This window comes from Streptomyces sp. NPDC017991 (assembly GCF_044328075.1).
Taxonomy (GTDB): domain Bacteria; phylum Actinomycetota; class Actinomycetes; order Streptomycetales; family Streptomycetaceae; genus Streptomyces.
The window spans coordinates 552,772-574,914 of sequence record NZ_JBIRGP010000005.1 but is presented as its reverse complement, the minus strand read 5'-3'; the positions used below and the strand labels follow the sequence as shown (position 1 = coordinate 574,914).

21 protein-coding genes, 1 other RNA gene and 2 pseudogenes are annotated in these 22,143 nt (G+C 68.3%); 11 read left to right on the top strand and 13 right to left on the bottom strand.

The features are described 5' to 3' along the window. Positions 1 to 15: 15 nt before the first annotated feature. Together ACH4DZ_RS18920 and rnpB are read left to right on the top strand one after the other, a co-directional pair. Positions 16 to 846: pseudogene (locus ACH4DZ_RS18920) on the top strand (DMT family transporter); the annotation flags it as partial. A 76-nt stretch (positions 847 to 922) separates the two neighbouring features. Beyond that, positions 923 to 1,329: RNase P RNA component class A (gene rnpB, locus ACH4DZ_RS18915), an RNA gene on the top strand. 454 nt (positions 1,330 to 1,783) lie between these two features. Here the strand turns inward: rnpB and ACH4DZ_RS18910 are convergent. Continuing rightward, positions 1,784 to 2,839, bottom strand: a complete 1,056-nt coding sequence (locus ACH4DZ_RS18910) for a tyrosine-type recombinase/integrase (RefSeq protein WP_398288282.1) — start codon at positions 2,837 to 2,839, stop codon at positions 1,784 to 1,786. A 639-nt stretch (positions 2,840 to 3,478) separates the two neighbouring features. Further along, the gene (locus ACH4DZ_RS18905; protein ID WP_398288281.1) at positions 3,479 to 3,823 is read right to left on the bottom strand and encodes a hypothetical protein; all 345 of its coding nucleotides are present in this window, start codon (positions 3,821 to 3,823) and stop codon (positions 3,479 to 3,481) included. Between the two features lie 152 nt (positions 3,824 to 3,975). Here ACH4DZ_RS18905 and ACH4DZ_RS18900 point away from each other — a divergent pair, with 152 nt between their 5' ends. From ACH4DZ_RS18900 to ACH4DZ_RS18890, 3 genes are read left to right on the top strand one after another with little or no spacing between them, the layout of a single operon-like run. Continuing rightward, positions 3,976 to 4,737, top strand: coding sequence for an RNA polymerase sigma factor (locus ACH4DZ_RS18900; protein WP_398288280.1), 762 nt, complete (start codon positions 3,976 to 3,978; stop codon positions 4,735 to 4,737). After that, positions 4,721 to 5,110: a hypothetical protein gene (locus ACH4DZ_RS18895; RefSeq protein WP_398288279.1), complete on the top strand. Its 390-nt coding sequence runs from the start codon at positions 4,721 to 4,723 to the stop codon at positions 5,108 to 5,110. Before ACH4DZ_RS18900 ends, ACH4DZ_RS18895 begins: the two co-directional genes overlap by 17 nt. 40 nt (positions 5,111 to 5,150) lie before the next feature. After that, positions 5,151 to 6,749, top strand: coding sequence for a hypothetical protein (locus ACH4DZ_RS18890; RefSeq protein ID WP_398288278.1), 1,599 nt, complete (start codon positions 5,151 to 5,153; stop codon positions 6,747 to 6,749). A 58-nt stretch (positions 6,750 to 6,807) separates the two neighbouring features. Here ACH4DZ_RS18890 and ACH4DZ_RS18885 read toward each other — a convergent pair. The 5 genes and pseudogenes from ACH4DZ_RS18885 to ACH4DZ_RS18865 all read right to left on the bottom strand — a co-directional run. Then, positions 6,808 to 7,239 (bottom strand): annotated as a pseudogene (locus tag ACH4DZ_RS18885) (single-stranded DNA-binding protein); the annotation flags it as partial. Positions 7,240 to 7,302: 63 nt separating this feature from the next. Beyond that, positions 7,303 to 8,352 (bottom strand): peptidoglycan-binding protein, encoded by a 1,050-nt coding sequence (locus ACH4DZ_RS18880; RefSeq protein WP_398288277.1) that lies wholly within the window; start codon positions 8,350 to 8,352, stop codon positions 7,303 to 7,305. 91 nt (positions 8,353 to 8,443) lie between these two features. Then, complete coding sequence (locus ACH4DZ_RS18875) at positions 8,444 to 8,818, bottom strand: hypothetical protein (RefSeq protein WP_398288276.1); 375 nt, start codon at positions 8,816 to 8,818, stop codon at positions 8,444 to 8,446. 87 nt (positions 8,819 to 8,905) lie between these two features. Continuing rightward, positions 8,906 to 9,088 (bottom strand): hypothetical protein, encoded by a 183-nt coding sequence (locus ACH4DZ_RS18870; protein WP_398288275.1) that lies wholly within the window; start codon positions 9,086 to 9,088, stop codon positions 8,906 to 8,908. Between the two features lie 11 nt (positions 9,089 to 9,099). Continuing rightward, positions 9,100 to 9,738 carry a ParB N-terminal domain-containing protein gene (locus tag ACH4DZ_RS18865; protein WP_398288274.1) on the bottom strand — a complete coding sequence of 213 codons (639 nt, stop codon included), beginning with the start codon at positions 9,736 to 9,738 and terminating at the stop codon, positions 9,100 to 9,102. Between the two features lie 475 nt (positions 9,739 to 10,213). On the opposite strand from ACH4DZ_RS18865, the gene ACH4DZ_RS18860 reads away from it, so the two are divergent. The 6 genes from ACH4DZ_RS18860 to ACH4DZ_RS18835 all read left to right on the top strand — a co-directional run bounded on the left by ACH4DZ_RS18860 (position 10,214) and on the right by ACH4DZ_RS18835 (position 16,094). Next, entirely contained in the window at positions 10,214 to 10,798 is a 585-nt protein-coding gene (locus ACH4DZ_RS18860; RefSeq protein ID WP_398288273.1) for a hypothetical protein, read from the top strand. 69 nt (positions 10,799 to 10,867) lie between these two features. Further along, positions 10,868 to 11,158 carry a hypothetical protein gene (locus ACH4DZ_RS18855; protein ID WP_398288272.1) on the top strand — a complete coding sequence of 97 codons (291 nt, stop codon included), beginning with the start codon at positions 10,868 to 10,870 and terminating at the stop codon, positions 11,156 to 11,158. Next, positions 11,155 to 12,162 carry a hypothetical protein gene (locus ACH4DZ_RS18850; RefSeq protein WP_398288271.1) on the top strand — a complete coding sequence of 336 codons (1,008 nt, stop codon included), beginning with the start codon at positions 11,155 to 11,157 and terminating at the stop codon, positions 12,160 to 12,162. Before ACH4DZ_RS18855 ends, ACH4DZ_RS18850 begins: the two co-directional genes overlap by 4 nt. Positions 12,163 to 12,191: 29 nt before the next feature. Next, positions 12,192 to 12,983, top strand: coding sequence for a hypothetical protein (locus ACH4DZ_RS18845; RefSeq protein ID WP_398288269.1), 792 nt, complete (start codon positions 12,192 to 12,194; stop codon positions 12,981 to 12,983). A gap of 241 nt (positions 12,984 to 13,224) precedes the next feature. Further along, positions 13,225 to 14,133 carry a hypothetical protein gene (locus ACH4DZ_RS18840; RefSeq protein WP_398288268.1) on the top strand — a complete coding sequence of 303 codons (909 nt, stop codon included), beginning with the start codon at positions 13,225 to 13,227 and terminating at the stop codon, positions 14,131 to 14,133. A 335-nt stretch (positions 14,134 to 14,468) separates the two neighbouring features. After that, the gene (locus ACH4DZ_RS18835) at positions 14,469 to 16,094 is read left to right on the top strand and encodes a hypothetical protein (protein ID WP_398288267.1); all 1,626 of its coding nucleotides are present in this window, start codon (positions 14,469 to 14,471) and stop codon (positions 16,092 to 16,094) included. A 556-nt stretch (positions 16,095 to 16,650) separates the two neighbouring features. Here the strand turns inward: ACH4DZ_RS18835 and ACH4DZ_RS18830 are convergent. The 6 genes from ACH4DZ_RS18830 to ACH4DZ_RS18805 form a co-directional block, all read right to left on the bottom strand. After that, positions 16,651 to 17,487 carry a hypothetical protein gene (locus ACH4DZ_RS18830; RefSeq protein ID WP_398288266.1) on the bottom strand — a complete coding sequence of 279 codons (837 nt, stop codon included), beginning with the start codon at positions 17,485 to 17,487 and terminating at the stop codon, positions 16,651 to 16,653. A gap of 329 nt (positions 17,488 to 17,816) precedes the next feature. Further along, positions 17,817 to 18,137 carry a hypothetical protein gene (locus ACH4DZ_RS18825; RefSeq protein ID WP_398288265.1) on the bottom strand — a complete coding sequence of 107 codons (321 nt, stop codon included), beginning with the start codon at positions 18,135 to 18,137 and terminating at the stop codon, positions 17,817 to 17,819. Between the two features lie 77 nt (positions 18,138 to 18,214). Continuing rightward, positions 18,215 to 18,616, bottom strand: a complete 402-nt coding sequence (locus ACH4DZ_RS18820; RefSeq protein WP_398288264.1) for a hypothetical protein — start codon at positions 18,614 to 18,616, stop codon at positions 18,215 to 18,217. Between the two features lie 98 nt (positions 18,617 to 18,714). After that, positions 18,715 to 19,083, bottom strand: a complete 369-nt coding sequence (locus tag ACH4DZ_RS18815) for a hypothetical protein (protein ID WP_398288263.1) — start codon at positions 19,081 to 19,083, stop codon at positions 18,715 to 18,717. Between the two features lie 8 nt (positions 19,084 to 19,091). Further along, the gene (locus tag ACH4DZ_RS18810; protein WP_398288262.1) at positions 19,092 to 21,521 is read right to left on the bottom strand and encodes a hypothetical protein; all 2,430 of its coding nucleotides are present in this window, start codon (positions 21,519 to 21,521) and stop codon (positions 19,092 to 19,094) included. Next, a complete protein-coding gene (locus tag ACH4DZ_RS18805) occupies positions 21,518 to 22,123 on the bottom strand; it encodes a hypothetical protein (protein WP_398288261.1) in 606 nt (201 codons plus the stop codon). Before ACH4DZ_RS18805 ends, ACH4DZ_RS18810 begins: the two co-directional genes overlap by 4 nt. Positions 22,124 to 22,143: the final 20 nt, after the last annotated feature.

Genomic DNA, 22,143 nt, shown 5'->3' with positions numbered 1-22,143 from the left:
GCCGAGACTGCGCGCATGACTGCACAAGGCTGGTTTCTCTTCTCCCTCATGGGAGTGCTCTGGGGCGTCCCCTATCTGATGATCAAAGTGGCGGTGGACGGTGGCATGTCCGCGTCCATGGTGGTGTTCGCGCGCTGTGCGGTGGGCGCGGCGCTGCTCCTGCCCTTCGCCGTCCGCCAGGGAAACCTGACCGGAGTCGTACGAACCCACTGGCGCCCCATGCTGGCCTTCGCGTGCATCGAGATCATCGGCCCGTGGTGGACCCTGACCGACGCCGAACGCCACCTCTCCAGCTCGACGGCGGGCCTGCTGATCGCGGGCGTCCCCATCGTGGGCGTGCTCCTGGCCCGCTTCTTCGGCGACACGGAACGCCTGGGCGCCCGCCGCACGGCAGGCCTGGCACTCGGCCTGGGCGGCGTGGCGGTCCTCACGATCCCGCACCTGACAGGCGGCGACGCCCGCTCCCTCACGGAGATGCTGGTGACGGTGGTGGGCTACGCGACGGCCCCGCTGATCATGGCCCGCTACCTGCGGCCGGTCCCGACCCTGCAACTGATAGCCCCGTGTCTGCTCCTGTCAGCCCTGGTGTACGCCCCGGCGGCGGCCCTGCAATGGCCCGCCACGCTCCCCTCCCTCCCGGTCCTGGCCTCCCTCGCGGGCCTGGGAGTGATCTGCACGGCACTCGCGTTCGTCGCCTTCCTGGAACTGATCAGGGAGGCGGGACCGACCCGGGCGGTGGTCTTCACGTACGTCAACCCGGCGGTGGCGGTGACGGCGGGCGTGCTGCTGCTGGACGAGGAGCTGACCGGGGGCACGGTGGCGGCCTTCGCCCTGATCCTGCTGGGCTCCTTCCTGGCCACGGCGTCGTCGACCTCGGGACGGCGGCGGGGCGAACGCCCGGTAGCATGGTCGACACGGCAGACGAGCCGGGCGGACGGCCGCGTGGAGTCCCCTTCGGGGGCGCTCCCCGAGGAACGTCCGGGCTCCACAGGGCAGGGTGGTGGCTAACGGCCACCCGGGGTGACCCGCGGGACAGTGCCACAGAAAACAGACCGCCCGGGACCTCGGTCCCGGGTAAGGGTGAAACGGTGGTGTAAGAGACCACCAGCGCCTGAGGTGACTCAGGCGGCTAGGTAAACCCCACCCGGAGCAAGGTCAAAAGGAGCGCTGTAAAAGGCGCTCTGCGCGGACGTCCGAGGGCTGCTCGCCCGAGTCCGCGGGTAGACCGCACGAGGTCGGCGGCAACGCCGACCCTAGATGGATGGCCGTCTCCCCGGCCGCCGCGAGGCAGCCGGGCGACAGAACCCGGCGTACAGGTCGACTCGTCTCTCGCCCTCGCCCCCGTCAGGGGGCGGGGGGCCGTGCATAGGGCCTCTGACCAGGTGTTTTCCTGGTTGGGGGCCCTTTTGCTTGCCTTCTCACGGCGTTCCCTACAACCCGATACGTACGGGCAGAAACGGGTCCGTGTGGCTACGTACGTAGCCATGAAAGTAGCCATGAGAGGAGGGGTCGGGTCCGGGCGTAGGCAGGGCCCGATCGGGTGAGCAGGCCGCTGTCCTGGGCCGCTGCTTCGAGGCCCACCCTGTGGGCCGCAAGGCGGCCCGGCGGCTTCAGGCGTGAACCTCCCCGACAGCTCTGCTCGGCGGAATCCGCGAACGCGCCGGCGGACCGCGTGGATGGACTCGATGACGTGGCGGGCGGGGTCGCGGGGCCGAGAACGCGAAGCGGGGCTGAGGCCGATGATCGGCCTCAGCCCCGCTGAGAGACGGCAGGTCGTTGAGGACTACGCCGCGTCGCGCACGATGGTCAGCTTCGGCCGAGCGGTGAGGCCCGCGGCTGTCGCTCCGTGGGTGTCTGCGTGGTCCTTGAGGAGGTGGCTGTACGTCCGTCGAAGCTCGTCGACGGAGTCGCCCACCCATGCGGCCACCGTGTGCTCCGGGATGCTGTTCTGGAGGCACGTGGATATGAAGGTGTGACGAAGGTCGTGGAAGGTCGGCAGGTTCCCGTCCGGGTCCTTGATGCCCAGCTTCAGCAGCACGGGCTTCCAGAGGTCGTCGTTGAAGTAGTTACGGCACAGCAGGTTGCCGCGGGGCGTCCAGAAGAGGGCGCGCGCCGAGCCGCGCTTGCAGTCGTCGATCCTCTTCCGGTGCTCCCACAGCACGGTTTCGGTGACCTGGGGCGGGAAGCGCTCCAGGTACTCCGCCGTGGCTTCCTGGAGGTACGGCGGGAGCGGAACGTCCTTCGAGCTGAGGCGCGGGCTGGTCTTGAGGCGATCAACCATGAGGCGCTTGTAGCGCGTCTCCTTGGTCCTGAGGACCTGGCGCCGCACGGTGAACAGCCCTCGGTCGAAGTCGAGGACGTCATCGCACACGGCGAACGCCTCGGCCTGCCGGTTACCGCAGCCGAAGCCGAACATCGGGATGAGGCGGTAGCGCGCCGGGAACGCGTCGTAGATGGCCCAGCACTCGTCAGGGCTGAACACGTACGAGGGCGACTCGCCGACGTAGGGCCCATCGACCTCATAGGTCGGGTTGGAGACGATCTTTCCGTTCTGCAGGGCGTCCTTCATGATCATCTGAAAGACCTTCCAGTGCCCCTCCCCGGTCGAGTTGGCCACGGCCGGGTTGTCTTCCAGCTCCTGGACCCAGGTCTCGACCTGCGCCTTCTTGATCGACCGCAGGCGCTGCCTTCCCCATCGGGGATTGAGGTGCACCCGGATGGCGATCTCGTACTTCTCCATGCTGGAGTCCTTCACCCGGCGCCGGGTGAGCCAGTCGGCGGCCCACTGGCGGAAGGTGAGGTTGACCTCGACGGGTTCCGGGGCCGCACCCGGGGTCATGCCGTCCAGAATTGACTGGGCCTGCGCTTCCGTCAGGCCAGCCGACTCCGGAATCGTGGCACGCGTCCGCTTACCTGCATCGGTCGTGTGGTTGTAGCCCCAGTTGTGGTGGCACCCGTTCTTCTTGGGCCGTTTCTGGTCGGAGCAGTCGCACCGCTTATAGACAGTGGGCTTGCGTGCCACGGGACGCCTTTCGCGATCTTGATCAGTTCGTAGGTGACTCCCTGGCCAGGGGAGTTGGACTTTCGTGGACGCAGCCATGGCAGGTCAAGCCTCCGCGTGCGGGTGGCCCCGTCGGCGAACCGCCCTCAATACGCCGCGATAAAAGCCCGGTTGGCGCTCCGAATTCACTGTGTGCGGGCGTCGAGCCATGCCTCGAAATCGCGCTCCCGGACGCGGAGTATGCGATCGCTGATACGCACGACGGGGATATCCCAAGTCCTGTAGTTGTCGAGGATTGTGCGCTTTGTGAGTTCCATGCGATCGGCAATCGTCTCGAAACTCAGCAATACGTTGGAGCCACCGCGAGGCATTTTCGTCCTTGTCCACTCGTAGGCGTCCCCCGGCGGACCGTTCCGGCCGGACGGAGCCGGTTGCGTTCAGTCCGGCACCGGTACGTACGTGGATCAGCGAAATCTGTTACACCCCGGGCCGGAGCCGCCCGGCCGAACGCGCAGTGAGGCGGCGGTGCAGGGCCCGGCCGTGCGGCCGGCGGGCTCCTCTGGTGCGGAACGTGTCGCGTGTGCGTGGTCGTTCCGACTGGAGTACCAGTGCGCGGGGGCGGCGCGGGCCGGGGTAGATCCGCATGACCTGCTGTGCGGGCCCCTTGCCTCGGGATCGCAGGATGCCGCGGCGGCGCCCGACCCGGGCAAGGGTTGCGGCTGTGGTCTCGTCGACTTGGGCGTGCTGTGCGGCGACGCTGAGGGAGATCCACTCCTCGAAGGGCAGTCGCATCAGGGCGTGGTCGGTGGCGCTCGGGGGCATGGCTGTGAGCCTTTCGGTTGGGGTCGGGGCGCCGGGTTGCTCTCCTGGCGTGTGCTGCACCGTATAGCACAGCGTGCGTCGTCGGGTATCGCTAACCCGTTCGACTGAGTCCGTAAATGACCGGTTATCCTGCCTCAACGTCGCCTCGGAAGATGATCCTCCTCCTGTGGGGAAGCGGTGGAGAGGTCGTGCCCAGGCGACGTTTGCAAGATCAGCGCGGTATCGGCACTTGGGGGAAGCACGCCGTGACAGACATTGTGGAAGCCCTGGTCACACGGGCCGCAGCAGGCGGGCCAGACGGGGCCGATGCCATCGCGGCGTTGTACGACGAGCTCAACGACACCGTCTACAACTGGGTCCGGTTCTACATCCGGGATGCTCACGTTGCGGAGGACCTGAGCCAGGAGGTCTGGCTCAAGCTCGCCCAGAACGTCAGCAAGTACCGGCCCGGGACGAACTTCCACGGGTGGCTGAGGACGATCACGAAGAACACGGCCCTCGACTATCTGCGGTCGGTGCAGCGGCGACCATCCGAGGTGCTGTACGCCGATCACCTCGAACTCGACCGGCCTCGCATCGGCCAGGGGCCCGAGGAGTATGCCGAGCGGCAAGCCCTGGCCGAAGCCGTTGCGGCGCACCTCCACAAGCTCCGGCCTCAACAGCAGCAAGTCCTGACCCTGCGGTTCTTCGACGGGGAGAGTCCCGGGCGTACCGCGGAGATCATGGGGAAGACGGACGGTGCTGTGCGTACATTGACGGTACGGTCATTGCGCAGGCTTGCCGAGGTCATGCCAGCCGGGGACTCGTCCTCGCAACTGGTTGAGGAACTGCTGACGGCGGCTGTGGGCAGAAACAGGGTTGTCGGTACACGGGTTGAATCACGAGAGGGTAGAGCGCATGTCGCGACGCGCTGACCAGAGCGAGCGTCTGGAGAGGGCGCTGGACGGCGGTCCTATCCCTCACGACGAGGAAACCCAGCGGATGCTGGCTGCCGCAGGCTCGCTGCGGCCCGGGAACCGCCGCAACCCTGCGCGGGTGCGTGCCACCAAGGAAGCGATGCTCCGCGCGTACGAGCACGCCCAGCACCCGCCCGAGACCCGCGATGACGCCGGGACGGACGACGGCCTGGACGAGCCGGAGATCCACCGGCAGGAGATCGACCTCCCCGGCGGCGGCCACCTTGTCCTCACGGACATCGAAGCCATCACCCCGGAGCGGGCCGAGAAGACGGCCGCCCACATCGCGCGCATCCTGCAGAGCAGTGAAGAGAAAGATCGCCTGAGTTGACCAGTGCCATACCTGGTGGCGTGACCGTGGGGAAGCGGTCGTGACTGCCTCCCTGCCACCTATCAAGATCCACGTCCTTGGTCCGGACGCCCACGACGACGACGTTCCGCTCACCGACGTGGGTGTGGTCAATCTCGACGGTGAACGCCACCTGTTCCTGAGCCCGCAGAGCTTCAATTCGGCGGTGCGGCAGGTCAGCTCAGCCATGCCCGACCTGCCGATAGAGCAGGTGGAGCGCCTGGTGCGTGATCACTGTGACTTCCGTGACTTCGACGAGCTGCTGGCCCCGCCCGCCGAGCCTGCCCCGTCGGTCGACCTGCCGCCGCCTCCGCATGAGCCGACGGCCGCTTCCGTACGGACTGGCGGGGGTCGCGCGAAGAAGTGGGCCATCGCCGCGGCCCTGTTGCCGGCGTTCGTCGGTACGTGGGCACTGGGCCATGCCTCCGGCGAAGATCAGACACCGACCGCAGCTAGCGCTCCGGACGCGACTCCGAAGGCGGCGGACGCTCCCGTCGGTGACAAGAACCTGGGCCCGGAGCCGTTCACGGCCCGCGACTTCATGGACTTTTCCGATGCGGGAAAGATCGACTGCAACCCCATCGACAACCTCGAAGCCGAGTGCACCGATTCCGACGGCATGGTGATGGCCACCAAGGCAGCTACCGGCCCGGACAGCACCATCTTCACGTTCAGCTATGGGGCCGAGCGCCTGGGGCTGCGGATCTTCGGAGACGGCGAATACGCCGAGACGTGGAGCAAGCAGGACGGCTCCCGTGAGCTGTACCCGAACATGGTCCGCTCCGGCCGGTACGTCTTGTGGGGCACGGGCAAGGGCCGCCTGAGCGAGTACCTGGGCCTGCTCAAGCAAGGGCTGGTGAAGAAGACGACCCAGGCGCAGGTGGGCACTCGGAGCATTGCCGAGCCGCTGCCGCCCCGACTGGCTGCGCTCACCCTGGGGACTCTCGGGCTCGACGAGTCCGACGTGAACACGATCCTGTTTTCCCCGCAGGACGCGCCGGTCGACGCGCCCGTGCTGATGGCGGCCCAGGCTGTGCTTGGCCTCGGCGGAGGGAACGGCCCCACCAGCGATCCAGGCGCCGAGGACATCGTGGCGCTCGCCGCGGGGCTGGAGATCCCGCCCGTCGAGAGCAGCGAAGGGGAATCGAGCGCGCACACCGAGGACGGCGGCAGCGTCACCGTGGCCTCTGATCCGGCGCCCGCAGTGTCGACCGGTGGTTCAGCGACGACGCCCCCGGCCACGGACCCGAACCCGACGCCGGACCCCAAGCCGTCCGAGGACGGACAGACGCAGAAGCCGGTTGATCCGCCCGAGCCGGTAACGCCCCCGACTCCAGCCCCGGACCCTAAGCCCACCGAGCCGGTGGTGCCCACTCCGCCTCCGGTCGACCTGGCACCGCCGGTCACCGACCCCGTGCCGCCGATCAACACTGATCCGCCGGCGCCGCCCCAGGAGCCGGACCCGGCGGAGACGCAGCCACCGACACAAGACGGCGGAGCTGGGGAGCAGCCTGCTACCGGCGAGCAGCCGCCCTCGGGTGCCGATGTCGGTGGCGGCCAGGAGGACGGTGACGGAGAGCTGTTGGCCCTGCCGTACGCCTGGATCGCACCGGCCGCGTAAGACGACGCGCCGCGCAGGAGAACCCTACGCGGCGCGTGCTGGTTCTGGCCGGTCAGAACGGGGGCTCGGTGGCCCACTGGTCATCGGCAACGGGACGCGGTGCCCCGTCGGGGTTCGGGCGCTGTCCGCCGGTCTTCGCGACCTTGGCCGTCGCGTTCTTCAGGCTCACCCCAACGTCCTCGACGTCGAGTTCGTACACGGTGCGCCGGACGCCTTCTCGGTCGTCGTAGGAACGCTGCTTGAGGCGGCCCTGCACGATGACGCGGGTACCGCGGCTCAGCGACTCGGCGACATTCTCCGCAGCCTGCCGCCAGATGGCACAGGTCAGGAACAGACTCTCGCCGTCCTTCCACTCATTGCTCTGCCGGTCGAAGGTGCGCGGGGTCGAGGCGACGCGGAACTTGGCCACCGCGGCGCCGGAGGGGGTGAAGCGGAGTTCGGGGTCGTCGACCAGGTTGCCGATCAGGGTGATGACGGTTTCGCCTGCCACAGGAGTGGGGCCTTTCGAGGTTGCTGGTCGGCTCGTGTTGCGGCGGCCGACCTGGGAGCAGGGTCAGGAGAACAGCAGGCGCCAGGTCAGCGAGCCGGGGATGCCGTCTGGGTCACCGTTCAGCTCCTTGCGGGAGCGTTGGAAGTCGGCGACGTTCTTGCGGTCCGCGTCCGACCACTTCGGGCCCGGCCCGGAGGTGTAGTGCTGACCGAAGCCCTTCTTCACGAGCTGCGTCCCGAGCAGGGTGATGTGCGAGTTGTTCTTGCCCGGCCCGAAGTAGGAGGCGCCGGGGAACGGCGGCATGGGCCTGGCGGTCACCTTGCCGGGCAGGGTGCCGAGGAGCCGCTTGAGCGAGTCCTCGCCGGGAACGCCGTCGGCGGCCTTGCCGCTGTACCCCAGGGACTTCTGGAAGTCGCGGTAGTTCTCGGTGTCGACGTCCGTCCAGGTCGGGCCGGGGCCAGAGGTGTAGTGGCGGCCGAAGCCGCGCTTGACCAGGGCTTCGCCGACCTGGGTGATGTGGGCGCCTTTGGCTCCGTACCCGTACTTCAGGCCGTTGATGGTGACCTGGTAGCGGGCGACGGACGATCCTGCCCCGGTGCCGCTGGAGCCTCCGGGGTCTGGGGCGGGCTTGTAGTCCCCGGCCGGCATTCCCGCCTGGACCCACGCGTAGAGCTTGGAGCCGGGGCAGGCCGTGGCGAACCCGTCCTTGTGGCCGCGCTTGGCGAGGGTGCGGCCGGTCTTCTTGCACGCCTCCTCGTACAGGGCGCGGCACGCGGCGAGCGCCTTTGCGCTGGGCTCCTGGCTGCCGCCGATGGCGATCTGGACGCCGATGCCTGTGACGTTGTGGTTCGGGCAGTGGGCGCCCTGGAGCGACCAGCCGCGGCCCTCGTACACGTTGCCCTGCTGGTCGACGACGAAGTTGTAGCCGACGCCCGCCCAGCCCTGCCATATGTGTTCGGCCTCGATGGCGCGCATGATCGAGTAGCCGGTGCGGGTGATGGGGGTGCCGCCGTCGTAGTGGACGAAGAACTCTGTACGCCGGCCGAGGGAGATGGCGGCCGGGGTGCCGTTCCAGGGCTTCGCGCCCCACTGATGGCGGGAGATGATCTGCATGGGTGGTGCCCTCCGGTGACTGTGGTCAGGGAGGGGGCACCGTGCAGGGCAGCCGCGGTTAGTGTCGCGTGCTGCCCTGGGCAGGTGCGGATCAGCCGTCGATGACCTCGGCGTCGACGACGCTTCCGTCCTCCAGCTCCGGCGGGTCGGGGTACTGCACCGCGAACAGCGTCTGGTTCAGCCGCTCGGCAAGAGCCCCGAGGTCCACCCGCTCCTCCTGGGTCGTGTCGCCGCTGTCCAGACCGGTGATCTCGACGGCGATGGCAGCGTCCTTGCCGTAGTGATGCCGGTGCTGCCGTTCCAAGTACCACGCGTCCGCACGCCAGTCCGGTGGCGTGCGGTCCTCGGTGACCTCCTCGACGATCTGGCCGGTCTCCGGGTCGCGGAACTTCCGGGTGGTGACCTTGGTGACGATCCCGCCGTCCGCCACGCGCCTGACGTTGGCCATGGCGCGGGCGGCGGCCATCGCGCGGGCTGTGCGGACCTTCTCGAACAGCTCGACGTACGGGTCTTCATCTCGGTTCGGACGCTGTCCGTCCTCCCGGGCTGTGACCTAGGCGCGCCCGCGGGCCATCCAACGCCGGTAGGTGGCGCTGGAGATGCCGGCGGCCTCGGCGGCGAGTTCGATAGCGATGCCGGTGCGGGCGGCGACGATGATGCGTCCCTCGACGTCTTCGTTCAGCAGGCTGCGACGCCCGCCCTTGTTGACACTGCGCGCTTTGCGACGGAGTGACATGGTGCCCTTCCTCATCGTCCGGGCGTGAACATGTGGCCGCAGGCCGGGCAGTTAACCAGGCGTGCGCGTCCCTCGTCGTCCGGGCTCAGGCCATCGCCCAGGCCCGCGTCTCCTTCGTCGGGCAGATGCAGTACGGGCGCCTGGCCCTCGTTGATAGCGCCGGGCAGCGTCTCGGGATCGACTTGGCGTAGCAGGCTCTCCAGCTCGTCCTCGGGGATGGCGAGAGAGTCGAACAGCTCGGCATCAGCCGTCACGATGTCTTCGAGGTAGGCGGCCAGTGAGCGCGGCTGCCACCCGCCGTCTGCACCGATCTTGTTGAGCTTGATGTTCAGGGCCTTGGCCTCGGTATCGGAGCGAGACGCCCAGCCGCGCTGGACGGGGACGAGCCACCCCCCGTCGTTGTCCACGAGAATCCCGTCCGGCAGTGAGGTGCCGCGCGACTGCATCTCGATCAGGGCTTCACGGCGGCCATGCCCGCCCAGGATGGTGGCGGTGCGCTCGTCAGCTATGGGCTGGTCGACGAAGCCATGCGTCGTGATGCTCTCGATGATCCGCTCGACCTCATGGCGCTTCGGATTGCCAGGGGCGGGAGAAAGGTCAGTAAGCGGCACGTAGGTGGTGTAGCGGGGTGCGGGCACGGTCTCGGTCACGGCGGTCCTTCCGGAGGTTCGGAGTGCCGGCGGCGGGAGCGGTCTGCGAGCCCGCGGACTTCAACCGCGGCGCCCCGCCTCGCAAGCGGGGCAGGCCGTCATGGCCGGACTGTTCCCGCCGCCGGGCCGGTGGCGCCTTCGTTCCGGATGGGGCGGCACCGGGGCTTGCCGCTCCTGGTGACGTCACCAAGGGCGGCAGGGCCGAGCGGAACGTAGGTGGCGTGGCCGCTTTGTGTCGCGACGTCAGCGCGGCATCACGCCGTGCGCCGTGTCGTGATCGACCTGGTCCTGTGCGATCGCAGACACCAGGCGACGCGTGCTGTACTATTCGTCGTGGCTGGGAGAGCAACCCAGCTGCCTGGGCCTAGGTGTCACAGATTTCGCCGATCGACGTACTACAGGCGAGACCCACTGCACCCCGCCCAGGACAGACCCGAATGGCCCTGGGCTACGCCTTGGGTGAGAAAGGACCCGCATGTCGTACGACGACGTCGACCAGACGCCGGAGCCCGCCCTGTCCTTGGGTGATGCCGCACTCCTCTCGGTCTTCGCCAAGCTGTTCAAGGACCAGGTCGTGCCTGCCATCGACGAGAAGATCGCCGCTGTGAAGGGTCCGCTCCTCGCCGCCTACGACAACCCCGAGAGCAGCACGAAGTCCATCGACGCAAAGGTCGACGGCATCGCTGTCGCCACCCACACGGTGGCCATCTCCAAGGACAAGTACGCAGTGGGTGACGAGGAGGCGTTCACCGCCTTCGCCGAGGACAGGGGTGAGGTCGAGGTCATCATCCGCGCCCGGCCCGCGTTCCAGGACGCGATGCTCAAGCGCGCCAAGTATGACAAGGCGACCGGCGTCATCGTCGACCGGCTCACCGGTGAGGTGATCCCCGGCATCACCCGCATCCCCGGCGGCAAACCGACCGGCTCGGTGTCCCTGCGCTGGAAGGACGGCGGGCAGGAAGCCGTCATGGAGGCGTTCCACAAGGGAGAGCTCGACAGTCTGCTGCGCGGTGTGCCCATGCTCCCCGCCGCTCCCACCCGCGAGCCCGAGCAGCAGTAGCCCGCGCGCTGTCGAACGACCGGTCCGGCTGCTCCTGGGCAGCCGGACCCCTCCTCGAAGGACCACACCTTGTCCAGCAAAACCGTTGACATCGCCCCCGCGCTCGGAGGAAAGCTCTCCGACCGTGCCTTTCGCCTGTACTGCTACCTCGTCCTGTTCGGCCAGGACTGGGTCACCGTCCAGGAGGCCGCCGACGCCTGCAGCCTGACCAACCACCAGGCCCGTGAACCGCTCTCCGAGCTGCGAGAGGCGGGCATGGTCGAGTCCCGGCGTGTGTACGAGATGGGCACCCACGGCCGCAAGACCTGGCACACCCACTTCCGCCTGCAGCACGAGACGCCGAACGAGGCAGCAGCGTGACCAACCGCAACGCGCTGCGCCGCAACCGCCGCCACCTCTTCGTCCAGATCGAATCCAGCACCGCACGCGACACCCGCCTCAGCTACCGCGCCCTCGGCGTGCTGACCTTCTGCCTCGACCAGTCGGACAGCTGGAACGTCCGCTCCGAGCAGCTTTCACGCGGCGAAGGACGCGAGGGGCGTGATGCCGTACGCAAGGCCCTCCACGAACTGGCGGCGAACGGCTATTACCGCCTTGAGCGCCGCAGGTTCCTCGACGGCACGACGGGGATGGGTGCCGCCGTCAGCGAGTATCCCGTCGAGCAGTGGGCCAAGGACTACGTCACCTTCGGCAACAAGCTCGACATCCCCGTCGTCGAGCAGAAGGGTGGCTCCTTCTGCGTCCGCTACGCCGACGGCACCCTCGGCACCGACGGCTTCGCACCCACCCCGGAAGCACCCGGGCCGGACGTGCCTGAGCCGGACGTAAGCGCCGACGAGCCCGCCCCGCAGCCGCAGAAGAAGGAACGGCGAGCCACCCCGCCGGCCGCCGCTCGCTCGGCCGCGCGGAAGAAGGCTGAACACGAGGCGAAGACGCCAGCCGCAGATGCGACGCCGGGCGAAGAGGAGCAGCCGCCGAAGGAGAAATCGCCCGCTCAAGAGGTCGCAGGCTGGTACTACGACCACGCCAAGCAGCACCTCGGCCCGTACGCCGGTGCCAAGAAGTCCGGTTGGTACTTCGGACTCGTCAAGCTCAGCGAGCAGGCCCTGCACGCGGAGTACACGCAGAAGCAGGTGGCCAAGGCGTTCCAGCGCACCGGCGTCCACTTCCCGACGGCCCACCAGTTCCAACGCGCCCTCAGCGACGAGCGGAACAACAAGCCGATGCCCGCCCAGTACGGCGGGCGCCCCGCCCCTTACAACGACGCAGCGACCTGGGGCGTCCACGGCTCAGAAGGGCCGCCGACCCCGCCCCTCACCGAAGACATCGACGAAGAGGCCGAGTTCGGCATCGTCCCGGCCTGACACAAAGAGGAGAACGAGCGGTGAGTGCCATGACAGCAGAACGCTTCATCCCCGAGCGGGAGCCGAAGCGACTGTTCGAGGTCACCGACCGTCTGCTGGCGACCCTGCGGCGAGGAGGGGCCGATCTCTCCCAGCTCGGAATCGCTGCGATGCCCGACCAAGAAGATGAACCCGAACTCTGGGAGGACGTTTCCGTGCCCAAGGCCAACGCCCGCGCCCTCGCGTGGACCAACAGCATGAAGGCCGCTGACCATGACGACTACCTGAAGTGGCGGTTCGCCGACCTCGACGACTACCAGCGCCCCCAGGCGTTGACCGGCTGGCTCGACTCGCTGACCGAAGCCAAGAGGAAGAAGGCCCGGCCCAGCGCGATGCACTTCATCGTCTCCGGGAACATCGGTTCTGGGAAGACCACCATGGTTGCCGCGCTGGGCAACGAGGCCGCGGAGCGGGGCCTGCTCGTTCGGCTCGTCCAGCACTCCACGTACCTGACCTGGCGCCGTCCCGACGGTGGCCCCGACGGCATGAGCCGCTACGAAATCCGAAGGCGCCACGTCGAAGACCCGGACCTGCTGATCCTAGACGAGCTGTGCGGCGAAATGGACGGCGTCCAGACGGAGTTCGTGCGACGCGAGACGACCGACCTGGTTGGCTCCCGCCTCGCCTCTGGCCGCCCGACCGCCTTCTCCACCAACCTCAAGCGCGACGGGATCGCGACCATCCTCGGTGAGCGCCTGCTGTCGCGGATCGAGGACCGGGCCTATCTGGCGAAGGTCGTCGGCCCGGACCGTCGTGCCCCGCGCAAGGCCCTCGACTGGTGAACTGCCCGCCCGCAACGGGCGGTGGAGCGCACGGCGGGAACAAGAGCAGCGCGATAGCGGCCGACGCTATATCGTTTGGGCAACCCGAGGACCGACGAGCATAGGTCCCTCGGGAAGACCCGAACGAGAGGGACGTGTCTTGCCCAAGTTGCCTACCATTCGCGCCATTACACAGGGCGAGCGGGAGTTGCGAGATTGGCATCGCAACATCCGAATCGGAGCCGCAGCCGCAGGCTTCGGGATGATGCTCGCCTCCCTCTACCAACTCCACTGGGCCGGAACGCTCATCGGCTTCCCCGGGTTCGCCGCCGGGGCGATGGCCGGTTCGCTCGAATTGCTCCTTGCCTTCAACGCCGGTGCTGTCACCTCCATTCGGAAGCGCAAGCCTGATGGCACGGAGGGCCGCTACTACTGGTCGCTCTGGTGCATCTTTGCGTTCCTGCTGCTGATCTCCATCGCTGCGAACGTCGGGCACGCCGTCGTAGCGCTGTCGGAATGGTTCAGCGCCGGCCGCGCCCCGTCCGTCATGGCCCAGAACGAGATGGCCGTGTACGCGATCGGCGGCGCTGTCGCCGCGATGGTGCCGCTCGGCGGCTCCTTCGGTCTGCACATCTCTGGATTTGTCCGGGCGCGCGGCGCGGGTTCCGACTGGGTCGACGCCGACGGCAGCGGAGCCCTGCTCGACATCGCCACGCCCACGGCCGTGCCGCAACAGCAGCGGAAGGCCGTCGCCGTGCTGCGCCCGGTGGCGAAGACCACCGCTCAGCCGCAGGCCCCGGAGCCCGCACCGGTCTCGCTGGAGAAGGCGGGGGTTCCGGCTGTGGACGAGCGCGGCGAGGAGGCGCATCCAGCACCGGAGGAACCGCAGGAGGCGGCGAAGATCGAGCCCGTGCAGGTCGTCTCCGAGGAGGAGCTGTACGCGATCTACAAGGCCGCCAGGGACGCCAACGAGGAACATCGCTTCGGCCCTCGCGGTGATCTCAACCCCACACAGCTCGGGCGTCGTCTGGGGCAGAGCCCGCAGAACGGCCGGAAGAACGTCGGTCCGCGCTTCGACTCCCGCTACCGTGCCGAGGAGCAGGAGAGGCGCGGCGACGGCGTAGACATGGGCGGCCTTGCAGCCAGCGGTGAGGCAGCCCAGGCGTCCTGACCTTCCGCACCCCGCATGACTCGCGGCGGGTACCCCTGACCCGGGGGTGCCCGCCGTCGGCATGATGTCTCCTCGCCAGTGCGGGAATGGCGGAGGACGCCGGCATCGTTCGACGGCGCCGGAGGCGATGCGGTGTCCCGATCACTGCCCCGGCCCCTTGCCAGGAAGCTGACCAGGCCACCGACGATCTGGTGTCTGACCTCCCAAGCGGATTGATTCTCAACCAGAAACCGCTAAAATAATACAGCGCGCGTCAGGGCGCGAAGTTAAGGCCCTGAACGCCGCAGCATCCGGGAGAGCAACCCGGAAGACCCGAAGCGAAAGGCCCCAATTCCGTGGCTGGAATCATCGCGCCCCAGCGCACCCGCAAGAGCCGGAAGCCCACCGGCAAGCCCAACCCGCCGATCATCCTGCTCACCGGTCTGGAGAAGTCCGGGAAGAGCTACGAGGCCGCCCGCGGCTCGGGCTCCGAGCTGATCGGCACGACCTACTGGATCGAGATCGGCGGCACCGAGGGAACCGCCGACTACTACGGCCGTGTCCCCGGCGCCTCCTACGAGATCGTCCCGCACGACGGCTCCTACCAGGACATCCTTGACGCGATCCGCTGGGTGAACCACCAGCCCCGCGTCGACGGCAAACCGAACATGCTGGTCATCGACTCCATGACCTCCCTGTGGGACATGCTCAGTGACGAGATCGCCATGTACGCCCGCAACCGCGCCATCGCGAAAGCGCAGCGGAACCGTTCCCGGATTCCCACCCTCGACGACCCGGTCGTCATCGACTCCGACCTGTGGAACCGTGCCAAAGACCGCTGGGGCGAAGTCCTGTGGCTGCTCCGTCGTCACCAAGGGCCGTGCCTGTTGCTCGCCCGCACGGAGATCGTCACCGCCTTCGAGCACGACAAGCCCACGCGGAACACGACCCGGAAGGTCAAGGCGGAGAAGAACCTGCCTGCAGCCGTCGACGCGATCGTGGACCTCCATGCCATCGGTGAAGCCTGGCTCACGGGTGTGCGCACTCTGCACATGGACATCAAGCCTGGCGAAAGCCAGCGCTTCCACGACTTCACCGTGGACACCCTGCTGCGCCGCCTGGGACTTCAGGACGCCTCCGAGTCCCGCTCCACCTCCGAACTCCGGCCCGACGCCACGTTGCAGGAATCCGGCCAGCAGCCCCAGCAGCCCGCTGCGCGACAGGCCGCGCGCCCGGCCCCGGCGCTGACCGGCGAGCAGGCCGCCAAGCTCATCCGGGACGCTCTCATGCACCCCGCCGACCCGCAGAACGCCCTGCGCGAGCTGCGCGAGGAGCACGGCCGCCGCACCCTGGGCGCGGTGAAGACGGATACCGGGTGGGGCGTCATGAGCGCCGAGGACCTGATCACCAAGTCCCTCGACCACCTCAAGACCAAGGCCGAGCAGGCGAGGAACGGCCAGGGTGAGGAGGACCCCACCACCCCCACCGGTGATTCGTCCCACCAGTCTGGCAACGAGGAGGAGACCAGCCAGAGCGGCGGCGTCGAACCGGACCTGGTCGGAGAGAGCACCCCGCCGCCCCCGGACCCGGCCACCGAGCCGCACGCCCCCGAGGAGGAGCCCGAGGACGTCAGCGAAGCCGAGGAGCCGCAGGACCTGCCCCGGCCGCGCCCTACCTCGTCGAAGGGAGTCAACAAGGTCATGGCCGTACTGCTCACCGAAGCGGAGATCCAGGCGCGCATCCTTGGCATGACGATGGACGAGCACCTGGAGGCGATCTCGGACCCCCGCAGCGAAGGGATGCCGCCGCCGATGACGAAGCTGCGCTCGTACGTCATCGAGCACCGCCCCATGGTGATCGGGCTGCTGGAGGAGCGAGGCGAGCGAGACATCGCCAATGCCTACCGCCTCGCGGGCAAGCCGGAACTCAAGATCGCCGCCATGTTCGCGACGCTCTACACGGACCTCCTGACCGCCGCGTGAGGTGACGTGAGGTGACGTGCCCAGGGCGCGCCCGACCTGGCCGAAGACCGCGATGGGGCGCCTGCCGCAGCACGTCACGTCACCTCCCGAAGGCGCGCCTGCGCGAACCAGCCACCGCGAAGGCGCGCCTTCCCTCGTGCTGAGGCGCGCGCTCCCCGGGCCCACGGGTGGCGCGCCACAGCCGGATCTGTGGCGCGTCTCTCCCATCAGGGCGCGCGCCACGCGCCACCCAGTCGGAGCGCGCCGCTGCACGTGCGCGCCATCCTGGGGCGCGCCTACTCCTCGAAGGCGCGCTCCGCGACGCTCCACGCTCACCCAAAGCGCATCGCACGCTTGCGCCCCGCGCCCCCGGGCGCGCGCTACTCGGGCACGCACACCCGCTGACCTGCGCATTCACCGGACGCGCCTCTCCCACGCCACGGGGCGCGCCTTCCTCGACGCGCCACTGGGCGGGAGCGAGGCGCGCACGCGGCCAGTGCGCCACCGCGGTGACGGGGGGGGCGGACATGAAGAAGGGCGCGCCTTGCGCAGGCGCGCCCTTCGTTCGGTTGCTTCTTCAGCGCGCCGAACTCTCCCGGTTCTGCCGCTCCGCGCGCCGCTCTCGGCGCACCTCGTCGCGCGCCTTCTTCGAGTCCTCGCGCACCGCGTTGCGCAACTGCGCGAACTCCTCGGGGTACTTCTCGGTGAGCAACCGCATGGCCTGGAGACGGTAGTTCGGGGCGGACGGCATCCGGCCCCAACGCGCCACCGTGAAGTTCAGCGTGTACTGCAGGAACCGGAGCTCCGCCTCCAGCCGCGACTTGAACTGGGAGATGCGCGCCTGGTGCGCCGTGCGGGACTCGCCTTCGGCGGCCGGCAGGAATCGCGCAGGCTCGCGCATCATGCGCACGGCCAGGGCGTGGGTGCGCCCAGCCACTTCCGGTGATCGAAACGCGAGACCCTGGACGGCATCGCGGCCCGAGCGCGCTGCTCCGGCGACGGCCTGAACGAACCGGGACCACTCCTCGGCGAATGCTTCGTCGTCGAGCTGGGCCAGGTACTCAGCCTCATCGACGGCCAGGTCCTCGACGGCGGCCACGACGGGTTGTCGAGCCTCCTGAAGCTGCCCACGGAAGACGCTGATGCGCGCCTGATGGTCCTTCTTGGACTCGGCTTCCTGCCGCTGAACGACCTGCTTGAACTCACGAGCGGCACGGTCGGCCGCGGTGAGCGTGCGGCTGGCCAGCTCCGGGGAGCGGAATGCCGCGGCCTGCACATCTCGCGACACCCGGCGATCATCGGTCCCGCCCTGTACGAACGTCGTCCACGCCTCGAAGAACGCCTGATGCGACATCTCCGTCAGGCGCTTTACCTCTGCCGCGACCTTGTCGGCAGGCGGGTGCGCGTCGACCATCCCTGCGGTTCCTCCTGGTCCGGCGGCTCGCTGCACTCAAGCCGCAGTGTGCCGCGCTGGGCGGCCGTGCGTAGTAGGCGATGGCCGCCTCGCAACCGAACCCACTCCGTGTGCCGGGTCATCGCAGGAGCAACCGCTATCCGGCCCTGAGCGCTCAGTGCGCGCGCAGTGGTCTCGGGTCGTGCGGCTACTGGTTCGACCCCGGTCGAAAGGGAAACCCCAAAAACCAGGAACCAGCAGCCAACCCTCAACGCAGTGAGTTCGGCGGCGAGGCGGCCACCATGGCGGATGATACCCGCCGGCACCCCGGCGGGATTCCGCCCGCGTTGCTATCCAGCCTGTTCCGCGCCCTTCGGGCTGGTCACCGACTCGATCGCCGGGGCGACCTTGCTCGGCTTCCAGATCAGGTCGTACGTCGTCTGCGACGCCGCGAGGACAGCGGTGATCGTGGCGAAGGCCAGCGTGCCGTGCTGGAACTGCTCCCAGCCGCCGGATGCGGCGACGGTGCTCACGCCTGCGACCAGGGCAAGGACGACGGCCACCAACTTCTTCACCTCCGCTGACCAAGCCGGGCGCTGCACGATCGCGGTGAGCAGAGGCAGGACGGCGCCGACCTGGGCGCCGGTGGTGATGGAGTCGATCGTAGACATGAGGCTTCAGCCCTTCCGATGGTGAATGCGGAGGGCAGAGCGTGCGCGGCTCGAAGAGCTTGTGTCGTGCGCTGGGGCTACGCGGCAGAATCGGTTCGCTCGATGTCGGCAGCGATCTCCAGAGGTGGCCCGGGCGCTGGCTGGTGAAGGGCGCCGCGGACCAGGTCGCGAAGGTCATGGATGTACTCGACTGCAGCCGCCTTCCACCGGCGCCACTGCCGCTGCTCCTCCTGCAGATGCTCGACACGGCGCTCAAGCGTGTCGTACTTCGCTTCGAGGGTGGTCATCCGCTCCATCGTCTGGTTCGTCGACGCGCGCTGCTGCTCCAAGAGGCTCGTGAAGCCTTCGGTCAGGTTCTTGATGGCGGTTGCTTCGGAGTTCTTCTTGTTCTGCCGGTACACCAGCCACGCGCCGCCCAACGCACCGAGCATCCCGAAGAGGGGAGCAAGTACGGGTGCCAGCGAGACGAGCCCATCCACTGGCACTCCCTCGGTCGAAAGGTCATGGGTGCGCGGGAGCCGGGACGGCTGACGGTCCACGGCTCCCCGCGACGCGCACCGTGCAGGGTCGCGTGGCCTTACGTCTCGTTCTGGGGGTTCACTCCGGCTGTCAGGTCCCACGCGTTGCGCACTGCGGCGAGGATCAGTTCGTCCGTGACGGCTGACTGTGCGCTGTCGGCCTGGCCGTCGATGCGGCCGGCGTCGGCTGCTGCGGAGACGTCGGGGTCGCTGGCGATGACCGGGGCCATGCCGTGGGCGGTGAGGTCGGGCGGGTTGAGGACGCTGCGGGCGAGCGAGACGCGCAGCTGGTTTCCGGGGCTTCCGGGGTCTCCTTGCTGGCTGAGGACTTCGCGGGCGACGCGGGTGAAGGCCATGCGGACGCGGGCGCAGAAGACCGGGTTGCTGATCAGGTCGTGTTCGTGGACGAGGGCAGAGCGCGGTGGCATGGCGGTGCTCACTTCGTGTAGGTGACGCGGAGTTTCGGGGGGTTGGTTTCGCCGTAGCCGCGTGCGCGGCCGTAGTAGGTGCTCGACGAGTTGTTGGGGTCCAGGGCGATGCCGCGCCACTTGGTGGAGTCGAACACGCTCGTGATGTCGACCCACTTGCCCTGATTCTTGGCCCACGAGATGGTCGTGGCCTCCGAGTCGGAGGAGAAGCTTCCCGGTCTGGACGCGTGGCTGTGTGCCTTGATCACGGCCTTGCCGCCCGCGTTGCTGTACCAGTGGTCGAAGTACAGGTAGATCTCTGCCTTGCTGATGGTCGCGCCGGAAAGGTCGCTGGTCATCGCCGCAGGGAAGCCAACGAGCGAGGCTTGCATCCCGTTGGTGGAGGAGTAGTAGCCCTGCATCATCTTGTTGCCGTAGTAGCTGTTGTAAGAGCCGCGGGCGGCGTACGAACCGGACCAGGAAGCCGAGTACGTCTTGACGTACTTCTGCGGCGGCGGTGTAGTGCTGGCGCCACCAGTGTTGTAAACGCCGGTCTCCAGGACGATGGGACCGACGTCCTCGATGTAGAACACGCCTCGGTAGTTGGTGCCGCCGAGGAGTCGTACGGTCTGACCCGACGGCCCGGACACGTTCTTGAAGGTGATCAGGAGCCGGTGGGTGCCCTCTCCCCACTGCGTGCCGTGCCGCACGTCCTCCAGACGTACCCGCTGCCAGCCCCCTGTCCCGGCCATGGGGTAGATGGCGGACTGGACCTGTGTAGAGGAGATCAGGGGAGCATTTGCCCCGCCATCCCGGAGGAAGATCTGAACCTCGCCTCCGGCGACGGAGGGGTCCGCGTAACAGTCGAGGACCACGCGGTACATCCGGTCCTTCTCCGCCGTGAAGGCGAGTTCTACGAATCCCATTTCCGTGCCGGTAGTGGTCACGCTGGTGGCCTGATAGTCGACGGCGACGATGCCGCGCGGTCGAGCATCGAGAATCGTCGTGAGGGAGTCACCGCCGATCGTGAAATCACCGGCCACGTAGAGATCCTGGAACCCGGCGTTGCCGCTCTGGTCGATGGTGGCGACAGGGGTTCCATCGGTCGCCAGGGTCAGGTAGTTGGGCCTGCCACTGACAAGGGCAACGGCCTCCTGGCCGTCGTCGTCGTACAGGAGGAGGCCCTGCGGTGACAGCTCGGCGCGGGCCCCAGCGAACCCGGAGGCCATCACGACCCGGCACACCGCGTTATCGAAGGCGACGGTGCCGGCGGTGGACTCATTGGTCGAGATCGTCACGCGTGCGGTGACGGTGCCAGCAGGGGCGGCTTCGTCCGGAACACCTTGCAGGCGCTGCCACCCGCCGGTGACTACAGCACCCTCGCCGGTCGTTACGGTGCTGTACCCCAGGAGCCCTCCAGCAGCGTCCTCCCAGCGGGCGTAGAAGCTGATCCGACGCCCGGCCCAGTTGGTCGAGGCGAAGTAGTCCACCGCCAGGAACATCTTCTGGCCTGGTACGGCGGGGGCCAAGGCGAGGACGAGGGTGCGCGTGGCCGCTGCCGCTGCGGTCGCATCGACACGGACGGCTCGCGGAGTGTTGTTACCCGGTGTAACGACGCTCCAGTAGGGCGACCCAGCCACGCGCGCATCGGTGACGGCGTTCTCGAAGGATGGGTCCGCGATCAGGTTGCCGTCGGTCCCCAGGGCCAGCCGGTCGGCGGTGAGGCTGCCTGCCTTGATGTGGGTGGCATCGATGCTGCCCGCAAGGATTTTGGTGGCTGTCACTGCGTTCGCGGCGAGCTTGTCGGCTGTCACGGACAACGCGGCGATCTTGTCCGCCGTGATAGCCAGGGCCGCGATCTTCTCGGCGGTGATCCCGAGGGCGACGATCTTCTCGGCCGTCACGGAGTTCACGGCGAGTTCGGCAGCGCTGATCGATCCGGCGACGACCATGCCGGCCGCGACGACGGTGCGGGCCTCCACGTTGTCGAACCACACGCGCCCGCTGGAGGCTTGTGATGCTTCGACGCGCAGAGAGGCGCCGACTGCCCCGGCCGGGGCCTGGACCTGAGCCTGGACGCGCGTCCAGGGGCCACCGAGCACCACGGGCGCGGTGGCGACGCCGTATCCCACGACCTTGCCGTCGGCGTCGTCGTAGCGCAGGAACAGCTTCGCCGCGGACCCATTGAAGTCTGCGGAGACCTTGGAGTCGAAGGCGAGGAAGTGCCGTTCGCCGGAAAGCACCTTGAGGTAGGCCAGTTGCAGGCTGCGCCAGTCCTTGGCCGTGCTCGTGCTGTCGACGGACAGGGCGGTCGGACTGTTGTTGCCGGGCGTTGTGAGGGTCCACTCGGGCCGGGCGGCGATGAGCTGCGCTGTCTGCGGGCTCTCGAACGATGGGTCGGGGGCGAGGTTTCCCGCGCCGAGCGCGAGCTGGTCGGCGCCGATCGCGCCGAGCTTCACCTTGGCTGCGGAGACGGCCTGTTCGGCGAGCTTTTTTCGTCGATGATCCCGTCGATCAGGTCCTGCGGTACGGCCTGGCGCGCGGTGCCCTGCACAGCTGCGGACGGCGGGCCGGTGATCGACGCGGTGTTCTGCGCGATGAGGCGTACCCACACGGGGTCATAACCCTCGACCGCCACGGTGACGGTGCCGCCCTGGACTGCGGTGATCGTGCCCGCGAGCGTCGTCACATCGGGGGCGAAGTCCTGGGCGGTACCGATGTGGACCTGCATGAGGGAGAAGTCCGTGGGAGTGGCGTACGAGTCGTCCCAGGTGCCGTCCCAGCCGACCACCAGCCCGGCCAACTTCGGTTCAATGGCGGGCGGCATGGGGGTCGGTGGCGGGTCGGTATTGACGGGGACGAGTGCGACGCCGCCGTCGGGCTGCACGCCGACGCTGCCCTTGAGGTTCCCGTCGCCGTCGTAGATGTCCATGGCGCCGCCCTCGATCGAGGTGTGGGCGGCCTGGGTGGACCGTTCGAGGGCCTTGAGGCGGCGGTCGTAGTCGTCCAAGAGGGCAGCGAAGCGCCGGGCATCCGCTTGCGTGTCCAGGAAGTTGACCATGGCCCGGGATGCTGCGGGGC